Annotated in this window: 14 protein-coding genes and 1 riboswitch; of the genes, 9 read left to right on the top strand and 5 right to left on the bottom strand. The window is 27.8% G+C overall.

The window, feature by feature from the left end:
- Nucleotides 1–134: 134 nt before the first annotated feature.
- Both I4U58_RS09150 and I4U58_RS09145 read left to right on the top strand, forming a co-directional pair.
- Entirely contained in the window at nucleotides 135–821 is a 687-nt protein-coding gene (locus tag I4U58_RS09150; RefSeq protein ID WP_195930995.1) for a GTP pyrophosphokinase family protein, read from the top strand.
- A 115-nt stretch (nucleotides 822–936) separates the two neighbouring features.
- Nucleotides 937–1,614: a Bax inhibitor-1 family protein gene (locus tag I4U58_RS09145; protein ID WP_195930994.1), complete on the top strand. Its 678-nt coding sequence runs from the start codon at nucleotides 937–939 to the stop codon at nucleotides 1,612–1,614.
- A gap of 112 nt (nucleotides 1,615–1,726) precedes the next feature.
- On the opposite strand, the gene thiC is transcribed toward I4U58_RS09145, so the two are convergent.
- Nucleotides 1,727–3,031 carry a phosphomethylpyrimidine synthase ThiC gene (gene thiC / locus I4U58_RS09140; RefSeq protein ID WP_195930993.1) on the bottom strand — a complete coding sequence of 435 codons (1,305 nt, stop codon included), beginning with the start codon at nucleotides 3,029–3,031 and terminating at the stop codon, nucleotides 1,727–1,729.
- 294 nt (nucleotides 3,032–3,325) lie between these two features.
- Nucleotides 3,326–3,421, bottom strand: a riboswitch (TPP riboswitch).
- A 208-nt stretch (nucleotides 3,422–3,629) separates the two neighbouring features.
- Here thiC and I4U58_RS09135 point away from each other — a divergent pair.
- Genes I4U58_RS09135 through I4U58_RS09120 form a run of 4 tightly spaced genes read left to right on the top strand, consistent with a single transcriptional unit; the run spans nucleotide 3,630 to nucleotide 6,623 of the window.
- Nucleotides 3,630–4,724 (top strand): helix-turn-helix transcriptional regulator, encoded by a 1,095-nt coding sequence (locus tag I4U58_RS09135; protein WP_195930992.1) that lies wholly within the window; start codon nucleotides 3,630–3,632, stop codon nucleotides 4,722–4,724.
- A 17-nt stretch (nucleotides 4,725–4,741) separates the two neighbouring features.
- The gene (locus tag I4U58_RS09130; protein WP_195930991.1) at nucleotides 4,742–4,942 is read left to right on the top strand and encodes a PLD nuclease N-terminal domain-containing protein; all 201 of its coding nucleotides are present in this window, start codon (nucleotides 4,742–4,744) and stop codon (nucleotides 4,940–4,942) included.
- Nucleotides 4,942–5,862: an ABC transporter ATP-binding protein gene (locus I4U58_RS09125; RefSeq protein WP_195930990.1), complete on the top strand. Its 921-nt coding sequence runs from the start codon at nucleotides 4,942–4,944 to the stop codon at nucleotides 5,860–5,862. Before I4U58_RS09130 ends, I4U58_RS09125 begins: the two co-directional genes overlap by 1 nt.
- Entirely contained in the window at nucleotides 5,859–6,623 is a 765-nt protein-coding gene (locus tag I4U58_RS09120; RefSeq protein WP_195930989.1) for an ABC transporter permease subunit, read from the top strand. The genes I4U58_RS09125 and I4U58_RS09120 overlap by 4 nt, the downstream gene beginning before the upstream one ends.
- Before the next feature lie 124 nt (nucleotides 6,624–6,747).
- Here the strand turns inward: I4U58_RS09120 and dapA are convergent, their stop codons facing one another.
- Nucleotides 6,748–7,638: a 4-hydroxy-tetrahydrodipicolinate synthase gene (gene dapA / locus I4U58_RS09115; RefSeq protein WP_347708174.1), complete on the bottom strand. Its 891-nt coding sequence runs from the start codon at nucleotides 7,636–7,638 to the stop codon at nucleotides 6,748–6,750.
- Nucleotides 7,639–7,955: 317 nt separating this feature from the next.
- Here dapA and I4U58_RS09110 point away from each other — a divergent pair, with 317 nt between their 5' ends.
- The 3 genes from I4U58_RS09110 to I4U58_RS09100 all read left to right on the top strand — a co-directional run bounded on the left by I4U58_RS09110 (nucleotide 7,956) and on the right by I4U58_RS09100 (nucleotide 10,460).
- A complete protein-coding gene (locus I4U58_RS09110; protein WP_195930987.1) occupies nucleotides 7,956–8,177 on the top strand; it encodes a NifU family protein in 222 nt (73 codons plus the stop codon).
- 132 nt (nucleotides 8,178–8,309) lie between these two features.
- A complete protein-coding gene (locus tag I4U58_RS09105) occupies nucleotides 8,310–9,806 on the top strand; it encodes an NAD(P)H-hydrate dehydratase (protein WP_195930986.1) in 1,497 nt (498 codons plus the stop codon).
- 135 nt (nucleotides 9,807–9,941) lie between these two features.
- Nucleotides 9,942–10,460 carry an NfeD family protein gene (locus I4U58_RS09100; protein ID WP_243269598.1) on the top strand — a complete coding sequence of 173 codons (519 nt, stop codon included), beginning with the start codon at nucleotides 9,942–9,944 and terminating at the stop codon, nucleotides 10,458–10,460.
- Between the two features lie 90 nt (nucleotides 10,461–10,550).
- Here the strand turns inward: I4U58_RS09100 and I4U58_RS09095 are convergent, their stop codons facing one another.
- The 3 genes from I4U58_RS09095 to I4U58_RS09085 all read right to left on the bottom strand — a co-directional run bounded on the left by I4U58_RS09095 (nucleotide 10,551) and on the right by I4U58_RS09085 (nucleotide 11,618).
- Nucleotides 10,551–10,961 carry a hypothetical protein gene (locus I4U58_RS09095; RefSeq protein ID WP_195930984.1) on the bottom strand — a complete coding sequence of 137 codons (411 nt, stop codon included), beginning with the start codon at nucleotides 10,959–10,961 and terminating at the stop codon, nucleotides 10,551–10,553.
- A gap of 100 nt (nucleotides 10,962–11,061) precedes the next feature.
- On the bottom strand, nucleotides 11,062–11,265 hold the full coding sequence (locus I4U58_RS09090; protein WP_195930983.1) for a hypothetical protein: 204 nt from the start codon (nucleotides 11,263–11,265) through the stop codon (nucleotides 11,062–11,064).
- 41 nt (nucleotides 11,266–11,306) lie between these two features.
- Nucleotides 11,307–11,618: a hypothetical protein gene (locus tag I4U58_RS09085; RefSeq protein WP_195930982.1), complete on the bottom strand. Its 312-nt coding sequence runs from the start codon at nucleotides 11,616–11,618 to the stop codon at nucleotides 11,307–11,309.
- Nucleotides 11,619–11,708: the final 90 nt, after the last annotated feature.

The raw sequence follows: 11,708 nt of genomic DNA, 5'->3' as shown, positions 1-11,708 counted from the left end.
GATCTTATTTATACTTTGAAAATAATTGGGTATAAATATTTTATAGTATATATGAAATTATATTTCTTTATATTTCAAAAGATAATCTAATTTAAGGTTTTAAATAATGAGAGTATATAGGAGTTATGTAGAGTATGATAAGAGGAAAATTAGTTGATCCGGTTGTTAAAGCATTAGTCAACAATAATGCTATTGATAAATTTGAATATAATGTTATGCCTTTCAAGAGATTGATGGCTTACTATAAGTGCGCCATTATGGAAGTAGAAACAAAATTTAAAGTGTTGAATCAAGAATTTTCGCTTGAATACGATAGAAATCCAATTGAAACAATCAAAACTAGATTAAAATCACCAGATAGTATAGTAAAAAAGTTAGCTAAAAAAGATGTGCCGCTTACTGTAGAATCTATAGAAAAGAATTTAAATGATATAGCAGGAGTAAGAGTGATATGTTCTTTTCCGGAAGATATATATGTATTGGCTGACTGTTTATTGCAACAAGATGATATAAAATTAATTGAGGTGAAAGATTACATAAAAAATCCAAAGCCAAATGGTTATAGAAGTCTTCATCTTATCGTTGAAATACCGATATTTTTAAAAGATGAAAAGAAAAATATGAGGGTAGAGGTACAGCTTAGAACTATTGCTATGGATTTTTGGGCTAGTTTAGAACATAAACTTAGCTATAAAAAAGATATACCACAAGATGAAGAAGAGTTATTAAGGCGAGAATTATTAGACTGTGCTCAAATTAGTGCAGACTTAGACTTACGCATGGAAAAAATAAAAAACAGAATTGTAAACAAAGAAAATTAAAAATACAATAAATTTTACCAAATAGTAATAATTTAATATAAATAAGAGTTATATAATTAAATTATAAAAGATGTATAAATTATAAAAATATAAATTTAGAAGGAGAGGTAAAATTATGAATAAATCAACTTATATGACAGTAGAAAATCCAATGGAAGCAGTATTCAAATATCTATCTATATCAATAGTATTTATGTTTATTGGTTTTTTATTTGGAAAAATGTTTATTCCAGCATCATTAGTATATGTTGCTAATATTTTTATAGGGGTTTTAGTTGTAGGTCTTTTATTATTTTCATTGTTATCTAGAAAAAATGTAATACCTAGAAGTTTTTCAATGAACTTTGTATATCTATTTACTTTTGTAGATGGTATACTTATGTATCCTATTTTAACTTACTACCTATATGATTTAGGGACAACATTATTTATGAATGTAGTTTTAGGGACATGTGTATTATTCGCTTTATTAGCATTGATATCACATAGAAAACCAGCAGGACACTATATTGGGCTTGGAAGTACTTTACTTGTAGGATTAGTAGTTCTTATAGGAATGAGTATTGTAAATATATTTATACAAGGAACAGTTTTTAATATAGCAGTAAGTGGACTAGGTATAATATTATTCTCGGCATATATCTTATATGATGTGAGTTTATTAAAATACGATATTCAATCTGGCGGAGTAACTTGTAGAAATGACTTATCAATACATGTACTTAATTTATACTTAGACTTTGTAAATATATTACTTGATTTATTAAGAATAGTATCTGAATTAAAAGATTAATAATTAAAGATTAAATAAAATAAATGAAAAATAAAAAGACGGGAATTACCCGTCTTTTTATTTGTTAGCGTATTAGGTATTAAATCTAAAAATGAGTCTGATATTTTTAGATTTATTCCATTATATCTACGTCTTCACCTTTTAGGATTTTATTTATATTTCTAACTGCACACATTTTTCCACACATTGTGCAAGTATCTTCGTTTTCTGGTTTTGATTCAGCTCTGTATCGTCTTGCCTTTTCGCTATCGATTGCTAGGTCAAACATTTTTTCCCAATCTAATTCACGTCTAGCCTCGCTCATTTTATTATCCCAATCTATTGCGCCAGGAATTCCCTTGGCAATATCAGCAGCGTGGGCTGCGATTTTAGATGCTATTATACCTTCTTTTACATCTTCTAGATTAGGAAGTCGAAGGTGTTCAGCTGGAGTGACATAGCATAAGAAAGAAGCTCCATATGTTGCAGCGATTGCTCCACCTATTGCAGAAGTTATATGATCGTATCCAGGAGCGACATCTGTAACAAGAGGACCTAATACATAAAAAGGGGCACCGTTACATATAGTTTCTTGGATTTCCATATTTGCTTTTATTTGATTAAGTGGCATATGGCCAGGACCTTCTATCATAACTTGAACATCTTTTGCCCAAGCTCTATTAGTAAGTTCACCTAATGTTACTAATTCTTCTATTTGAGATATATCTCCAGCATCGTGGACACTTCCTGGTCTGCATGCATCTCCTAGACTTATTGTCACATCATATTCTCTGCAAATATCTAAAACTTCATCATAAAATTCAAAAAATGGGTTTTCGTTTCCTGTCAACTCCATCCAAGCAAATATTATAGACCCACCTCTAGATACTATATTTGTAAGGCGTTTTGATTGTTTAAAACGCTCTGCTGTATGTTTATTTACACCACAATGAATAGTCATAAAATCGACACCATCTTGGGCGTGCATTCTGACTACATCAATCCATTCTTTCGCAGTGATAGTTTTAAGTGGTTTGTTATAATAGACAACAGCATCGTATATTGGTACTGTACCGATTATTGCAGGGCATTCTTTTATTAATTTTCTTCTGAATTTTTGAGTGTCTCCATAAGAGCTAAGGTCCATTATTGATTCGGCTCCCATATTTACAGCGCTCATAACTTTTTGCATTTCTAAATCCATATCGAGACAGTCTCTAGATGTTCCAAGGTTTACATTTATTTTAGTTTTTAATTTTTTGCCAATACCATAAGGTTTTAAGCATCTATGGTTTTTATTCGCAGGAATACAAACCCTACCTTGAGCCACTAAATTTACTAATTCGTCTATATTTATATTTTCGTATTCACTTACTTGTTTCATTTCATTTGTTATAATGCCTTTTCTTGCGGCATCCATTTGAGTTGTGTAATTCATATTTTTCTCCTTAAATTTAGATTTAAAATATAATTACTTGCAAGTATTTTTAACTAGTTAAATTTAAACAATATTGAAAATATATATACATGGAGATTTTATTGGAAAGGAATTTAGATTAAAACTATTGTAGAAATTTTGTACAATAAAATATACATTTTAAATAATTTTCAAATAGATAGATTTATTTTATATAAATACATTTAGATGTGTTTTGAAAATTATTAAAATTTATCATACAAAATAAAAAATCGTACAAATAATGTACGATGAAGATTCAAATTAATGTATATAAATACAATAATATAAACTCCCTTCTCGGCATTATCCGGCAGGTTCGGAGGGTTTAGAAAAAATTCAATCTCAGCAAAAGCTCCCCTGTATATATTTTAATTACAATTTTATGGTAACACATGGAAAAATATTTTTCAATATAAAAAATTATAAATCTAAGTAGTAGATTATTATATTTTTATGTAGTTGTGGATAGAATTAAAAAAGTTTCACTTTGAGAAACTTTTTCTACAAAAGTAGCTTTTAACTCCATTGTTTGGTATTAATTTAAAACATATAATTTAAATATAAAGAGGTGAAATATATGAATAAAATTAACATAGGAAAAAACATAACGAAATTTAGACGAAGTAAAGGAATTACGCAAGATGAACTTGCGAGTTATATAGGAGTATCAAAATCATCAGTTTCAAAATGGGAAAACAACATAACATACCCGGATATAGTATTACTTCCTCAACTTGCGACATTATTTAATATATCTTTAGATGAGCTTATTGGATATGAGCCACAGCTTACAAAACAAGATATACAAAAGATTTATTATGAATTAGCACAAGAATTTGCTCAAAAAGATCCAAATGATGTTTTTGGAAAATGTGAGGAGTATATAAAAAAATATTATTCTTGTTTTGAATTTTTAAAGCAAATGGTAGTACTTTATTTAAACCACTATATGTTATTTAATAATAAAGAAAAAGTTTTAAATAGAGCACGAGAATTATGTATAAGAATAAGAGAAGAAAGTGAAAATCCTCAATTAATAAAAGATGCAATAAATTTAGAATTACTTTCATTGATTATGGATAATAAACCAACAGAAGTTTTAGAAATATTAGGAGAGGATGTAAAAACTTTTAGTCAAGATGCCGAGCTTATTAGCATGAGCTTTAAATTATTAGGAAATATGAATAAAGCAAGTGAAATTACTCAAATTTGTATATATCAAAATCTTATAAGTTTAGTGGGTAATATATCTCAACAAATTGTATTAAATATGGATAAATTAGATATTATTGAAGAATGTTTTAAAAGAGCAGCTGGAATATGTGAATTGTTCAATTTAGATGAGCTACATCCAAATACAACAGTAAATTTATATCTTGCAACTGCACAAGGATATGCAATTAATAAACAAAATGAAAAAGCTTTAGAGTTAATACAAAAATACACAGATGTATGTATAAAAAATATATATAATTTCAAATTAAGAGGTGATGAATTTTTTGACAAAATCGAAAATTGGTTAAAGGAATTAGATTTAGGAGTAAATACACCAAGAAGCCATGAATTAATAAAACAAAGTGTTATAAGTGGTGTAAAAGATAATCCTATATTTTCAGATTTAAAAGACGACTATAGATTTAAATCATGTGTGCTCGCACTAGAAACTAATTAATATAAGGAGGTAAATATATGAGTGAGATTACAAATAATTTAGCATTATTATTACCAGTTATAATTTTAGAATTTATATTGGCTATAACTGCATTAATACATGTTATAAAACACCCCAACTACAGATTTGGAAATAAAGCTATATGGATAATAGTAGTTTTGTTTATACAAATCATAGGCCCAATATTTTATTTTATATTTGGTAGAGGTGAGGAATAGTGAATATACTTGAGATAGATAATTTATATAAAAGTTTTGGCTCAAATAATATTATAAATGGACTTAATTTAAAAGTAAGAGAAAACTCCATTTTCGGTTTTATTGGAGAAAATGGGGCAGGTAAAACAACTACAATGAAGATGATTTTAGGTTTTTTAAAACCTGATAGTGGAATTATAAGAGTATGTGGAGAGGAAGTTAAATTTGGCGAAACTAAAACAAATAAATTTATAGGATATCTTCCAGATGTGCCAGAATACTACGGATATATGACTCCACATGAATATCTAAAATTATGCGGCGAAATTACAAATATGAAAAAAAGCGATATAAAGAAAAAGAGTGAAGAGTTATTAGAACTTGTGGGACTTAGTAATTATAAAAAACGAAAGATAAGCAAGTTTTCAAGAGGGATGAAACAAAGACTGGGTATTGCACAGGCGCTTTTAAATGAGCCCAAACTTCTTATATGTGACGAACCGACATCAGCATTAGATCCAATAGGAAGAAAAGAAATCTTAGATATTTTATTAAAAGTAAAAGAAAGAACTACAGTCATATTTTCAACTCATATACTATCTGATGTTGAGAGAATATGCGACGAAATTGCAATACTTAGAGAGGGAAAAATTGCTCTAAGTGGAGATTTATCACAAATCAAAAAAGGTCATATGGTGGATTGTTTGGAAGTTGGAATGAAAAATAAAGAAGATTTTATAAAGTTTTTAAAAATAATTAAAGACAATTCTAATATAAATGAGATTCAAAAAAGCGAAAACACTATTTACCTTCACTCAAACAATATAGAAGAAGTTCAAAGAGAAGTTATGCAGGGATTAATAGATAAGGATTTATATCCAATATATATAAGAATTCAAGAGCCAACACTAGAAAGATTATTTATGGAGGCAATAAAATGAGAGCGTATTTAGCATTTACAAAAAAAGAACTTTTTGAACTGACTAAAACATATAAATTACTTTTGATTGTGACTGTATTTTTAATATTTGGTTTTATGAATCCAGTCGTGGCAAAATTCACACCAGATTTAATGGAATCTTTGATGGAAGAGGGCATAAAAATAAGTTTGCCAGAACCGACTATTTTTGATTCTTGGACACAATTTTTTAAAAATACTACGCAGATGGGACTGATTATACTAGTTATAATATTTAGCGGATTAATATCAAACGAATTATCAAAAGGAACTCTAATCAACATGCTTACAAAAGGGCTATCTAGAAAAACTGTAGTTTTATCAAAATTCACATCATCAACATTAGTTTGGACATTTACTTATTTTTTATCTGCATTAGTCACATTTTTATACTCGATGCTATTTTGGGAAGATACACAGGTCGAAAATCTGTTATTTTCTTTGAGCCTTGTATGGGTATTTGGAATATTTTTAATAAGTACAATAATTTTGGGCGGGATTTTATTTAAAACATCTTATGGTTCTATGTTATTTTGTGGAGTTATAGTAGGAATACTTTTGGTTTTAAATATTATACCGAAAGTTCAAGATTATAACCCAATTCAACTTATAAACGTAAATATGGATATACTAAAAGGTGATGTTGAGATTTCAGAAGTTATAAAATCACTTTATAGTACACTAGGAGCAAGTGTATTATTTGTGATTTCAAGCATTGTAGTATTTTGTAAAAAAGAAATTTAATTAGATTATATAGAAAATAAAATTACAAATAGATTATAAATAAAAGAGGATACTAAATTACTTAAAAAAGTAGATTTAATATCCTCTTTTTATAATTTGTTTTAATAAATATTTTAGTTTTGAACTATTTTAATTCAAATCTTGCACATTTTAATTCTTTTTTTAGTAATTCTAGATTATTTGGCTGCATATGACCAAGTGGAAGTCTTAAATTTCCAACTTCCATACCTATAAGATTCATAGCAGTTTTTACAGGGACAGGATTTACCTCTAAGAATAAAGCATCAATTAGAGGTTTTAAATCTAATTGAAGTTTTCTAGAAAGACCTATATTTCCGTCTAAAAAGCTATAAACTAAATCATGGCTTTCTTTAGGGCATATATTAGCAAGTACAGAAATTACACCTACACCACCTAGAGAAAGTAGTGGTAGAGTAGAATCATCATTTCCAGAATATATAGCAAAGTCATCATCAACTAATCTAGCAATTTCGGCAACTTGTGTCAGATCTCCACTTGCCTCTTTAACAGCTACGATATTTGGTTCATTATAAGATAACTCAGCAATTAAATTAGGTGATAAATTTACACCAGTTCTAGATGGGACATTGTAGATAATAATTGGAGTATCTACACTTTGTGCAATTTTTGTGAAGTGAGCTTTTATACCAGATTTATTTCCCTTATTATAATAAGGATTGATGATTAAAAGTCCATCAGCACCGAAGTTTTCTGCAATTTTACTCAACAATACAGAGTGCTCAGTATCATTACCTCCAGTACCTGCAATTACAGGAATTCTTTTGTTTACTGCATCAATAACACATTTTATTGCTGCAATATGTTCTCTATCGCTTAATGTACTCGCTTCACCAGTAGTACCACAAACAACTATTGCATCAGTACCATTTTTTATATGGAACTCAACAAGTTCTTCTAATTTGTTGTAGTTTACTGTATTTTCACTTGTAAAAGGAGTAACTAAAGCTACTGCAGATCCTTTAAATAACATAATATTCCCCCTTCTAAAATATTAGCAATAAGTATGTAAATTTTATATTGCTTACTAGAAGTATATTCTTTTGGAATTTATATTATTAATTTAAATCAAAAAAATAAGAACGCTCATTTAAAGAGTGTTCCTGTTTAAATATGGTTTCAAGTATTCGTTATCTTCAACACCATCTATTAAATTAGTACATCTTTTGAATATGGGCTAATATTTTAATATAAAAAATAGTAAAAAAGGAAATGTAATAATAAATGGTAGAGAATATTGTATCATTAGTGTATAATTGAGGTAGAAATCAAAAATAATAAGGGGTGTAAAGAATGAAAGAACAAGTTGCAGCAGTATTAGATAAAATTAGACCAGTACTACAAAGAGACGGTGGGGACGTTGAATTAGTAGAAGTTAGCGATGATGGAGTAGTATTAGTTAGATTACAAGGTGCTTGCTCAGGTTGTCCAGGGGCTACTATGACATTAAAAGCTGTTATAGAAAACTTATTAGTAAAAGAAGTACCTGGGGTTACTAGAGTTGTAGGAGTTTAATAAATAAAAAGAGCTAAGCAGTTAAAAACTGTTTAGCTCTTTTTATTTAACATAATTTAGATTTATATAAAAATGTATAATTTATGATTATTTATAAAATATTATATAACTAAAGAAAAGGGAGGATTTCAAATGAGAATAGGAACAGCAGACAGCACGAAAATTTTAGATAATGCTTGTGTAGATGAATATAAAATTCCACTTATTGTAATGATGGAAAATGCAGTTTTATCAGCATTTAAACATATGGATATAGAAGAAAACCAAAACTATGTTGTAGTAAGTGGAGTAGGAAATAATGGTGGGGATGGGCTTGGTTTAGCAAGACAATTATGTGCAAGGGGAAAAAATGTAGAAGTATTTATAGTCGGCAATTTAGAAAAACTAAGTGAATGTTCTAAAATAAATTATAATATCTTAAAATCATTTAATATATCAACAACAGTTGTAGAAAATGAAAATATGGATGAGCTAAAAAATTCTATAAAAAGATCAGATATAGTAGTTGATTGTATATTTGGGACAGGGTTAGAGCGAGAAATAAAGGGTGTATTTTACGATGTTATAAACCTTGTAAATGAAAATAAAAATAAAACTTATTCGATTGATGTGCCATCAGGAATAAATGCTACAACTGGTGATATATTGGGGACTTGTATAAAAGCAGACAAAACTATTTCATTTGAGTTTTATAAACGAGGATTTTTAAAATATGAGACAAAAGAATTTATAGGAGATGTAGTTGTTGAGCATATAGGCATACCAGAACATATCTTAGAAAAATACGACAATAAAGAATATATAACAGATATAGAAATTATAAAAAATAATATAAGGGCAAAAGATAAATATTCATTTAAAAGTGATTTTGGAAAAATAGCATTATTTGCAGGAAGTAGAGGATTTACGGGAGCCGCGTATATATCGACACAAGCAGCAGTAAAATGCGGAAGTGGGCTGACAACATTAGTAACAGACTCGTATGTACAAGATATTGCAAGTCAAAAACTTTGTGAGGCTATGACTTTAAATATTGCTGAAAATCAAAAGGTTATAAACTTAATAAAAGATTGTGATGCAATAGGATTTGGTTGTGGAATGGGAGATAATGATGATACTTATAATAAATTAGAATATATATTAAATAATACAACTTGTCCAATTATAATAGATGCAGATGGATTAAATGTACTCAAAGATAAAAAAGAACTATTAAAATCCAATCCAAATAGAATAATAATTACACCGCACTTAGGCGAGATGTCACGACTTACAGGATATCCTATAAATTATATTAGAGATAATAAAGTAGATGCTGCAAAAGAATTTGCAAATAAATATAAAGTAGTCGTATTGTTAAAAGGGTATGAAACTGTAATAACAAATGGAAAATACACATATATAAATCCAACAGGGAACTCATCAATGGCAAATGGAGGAATGGGTGATACACTTCTTGGAATGATAACTTCATTTGTTGGGCAAGGAATGACTAATCTCATGGGAACAGTTTGTGCAGCATATATTCATGGTTATATAGGCCAAAGATTATCTAAAGATTTATATACAGTAAATGCAAGTGATGTAATTAATTTAATTCCACAAACTATGAAAGAATTAATAAATTGATTTAATAAAAAAATAATTTAAATCTTTTGTTTATTATTTGACATTTCTTTGTAATATTCTAATATAAAATATAATGATATAATATATTTAAGCTAATCTAAAAATATATTTTAATTTAAGAGATGAGGGATGCTTATGAGTATCGGTATAAGTACATTTTGGTTTATAGTAGCTATAATATTTGGTGTTGGAGAACTAATGACAACAAGTCTTACATTAATTTGGTTTAGTATCGGGGCATTGGTTTCAATGTTATTAAGCCCATTTATAGAAAGTGTCTTTATCCAAGTTATGATATTTGCTATTGTATCTATAGTACTTTTAGTTATAGCAACTAAATATCTAGTAGATAGGGATAAAAATGTAAAATATAATACTAATTTGCAAGGAATAATTTCACAAAAAGGTATTGTAGTACAAGATATTGAACCATATGAAGTTGGAGTTGTTAAATTAAATGGGGAAGAATGGAGTGCTATTTCAAAAGATAAAGTAAAAATAAAAAAAGGTAGCATTGTAGAAGTGGTACAAATAGAGGGTGTTAAACTTATTGTGAAAGAAGTAAGTAATATTAATTTAGATTTAGAAAATAATAAAAAGAATAAAGACTCAATTAGTAGAGAAATAGATATTAAAATAAAAACAAGTAAATAGATTAAATAATATATAGAAATATTAGATATAGTATTAGCTAACCCCATCAAGGTGATTTACTTTAAAAAAGGATGACTTTGATGGGGAATATTATCTTAAGTAGTCATATCTTGTATCGTTTATTCCAAATATAAATACTCCATTTTCATCTGTAAATGCAAAAGATATAGGTATTGGTCTTCCATTATTTTTATTTATTAAATTTAAAATCACTGTAGCTCCCGGAGCAGGAGTTCCATTTTCAAATAAAACAATACCATAAATAACAGCACCTTCTTGCTTTTTTAGAACAACTTCATTAGTCGATATTTTCCCATCTTCAACCTTTACGAGCAGATTATTATTAGTTGAAAATTTATAGTTATTATTATCCATAATAACGCCATGTATTAAGTTCAAATGATTTTTAGTTTCTCTTTTCAAAATGAATTCTTCTTTTATAAACACCTTTTGTGTAAGTTCTCCTCTGCTTATTACTCTAGAGATTATTTTATAATTCATAACATACCTCATCTCAAAATGATAATCTCAAAGTATTGAGTTGATTTGCGATTTGAGATTATCCACTATTTAATAATTTAGTAGTTTATTATATGTTATTTTAACTATCTAAGTTATCTATTTTTTCTATTTGAATATTTAAATGAACTATATCATTATCTAAAACTTCAGGTGTGAGTGAAATGCTTTTATTTGAAGTATCTTCATTTTTATAAGGATTATCATTGTTTAACTTTATTGATTTTATGTTTGCTAGAGTATATTCTTTTCCATCTATAGTTAGTTTTTCGTTATCTATATCCATCTTATACCTCCTATTATGGGCTAATTTATAATTCTAGTAAATTATGCAATATTATTAGGTGTATAAATTTTTAAACTATAAGAATAAGTATTAGTATCAAAATCATAAGGGAATCCATATTCACCATTAGCATCTGTATATGCTATAGCTTCTTTTGTGATTGTTTGTGGTTCTGCTGTAAGTTTTTTGTATAATACTACTGCTGCACCTTCTACAGGTGTTGTACCATTAGTATCAAGCACTTGTCCTGTAATAAGTTCTAGAGTCTCAGCTTCTAATGTCACATTTTGAGAAATAATAGTATTAGTTGCTGTAGCTGTTATTTCACTGGATTTTATTTTATATACCGCCATATATAACTACCTCCTATTTAGACTTATAGATTTTTGTCTACACTATATAATATTAATAATTTTTTGTTTAGTTATATATTTTGATATTTT

The sequence above is a fragment of the Clostridium sp. 1001270J_160509_D11 genome (assembly GCF_015667935.1).
Lineage (GTDB): Bacteria > Bacillota > Clostridia > Peptostreptococcales > Peptostreptococcaceae > Intestinibacter.
Note: the sequence above shows the minus strand (reverse complement) of the source record. Positions and strands in the feature narration are given on the sequence as shown.

Coding starts and splice junctions, on each gene's coding strand:
- I4U58_RS09150 (WP_195930995.1), top strand. CDS start 135: ATGATAAGAGGAAAATTAGTTGATCCGGTTGTTAAAGCATTAGTCAAC.
- I4U58_RS09145 (WP_195930994.1), top strand. CDS start 937: ATGAATAAATCAACTTATATGACAGTAGAAAATCCAATGGAAGCAGTA.
- thiC (WP_195930993.1), bottom strand. CDS start 3,031: ATGAATTACACAACTCAAATGGATGCCGCAAGAAAAGGCATTATAACA.
- I4U58_RS09135 (WP_195930992.1), top strand. CDS start 3,630: ATGAATAAAATTAACATAGGAAAAAACATAACGAAATTTAGACGAAGT.
- I4U58_RS09130 (WP_195930991.1), top strand. CDS start 4,742: ATGAGTGAGATTACAAATAATTTAGCATTATTATTACCAGTTATAATT.
- I4U58_RS09120 (WP_195930989.1), top strand. CDS start 5,859: ATGAGAGCGTATTTAGCATTTACAAAAAAAGAACTTTTTGAACTGACT.
- I4U58_RS09110 (WP_195930987.1), top strand. CDS start 7,956: ATGAAAGAACAAGTTGCAGCAGTATTAGATAAAATTAGACCAGTACTA.
- I4U58_RS09105 (WP_195930986.1), top strand. CDS start 8,310: ATGAGAATAGGAACAGCAGACAGCACGAAAATTTTAGATAATGCTTGT.
- I4U58_RS09100 (WP_243269598.1), top strand. CDS start 9,942: ATGAGTATCGGTATAAGTACATTTTGGTTTATAGTAGCTATAATATTT.
- I4U58_RS09095 (WP_195930984.1), bottom strand. CDS start 10,961: ATGAATTATAAAATAATCTCTAGAGTAATAAGCAGAGGAGAACTTACA.
- I4U58_RS09090 (WP_195930983.1), bottom strand. CDS start 11,265: ATGGATATAGATAACGAAAAACTAACTATAGATGGAAAAGAATATACT.
- I4U58_RS09085 (WP_195930982.1), bottom strand. CDS start 11,618: ATGGCGGTATATAAAATAAAATCCAGTGAAATAACAGCTACAGCAACT.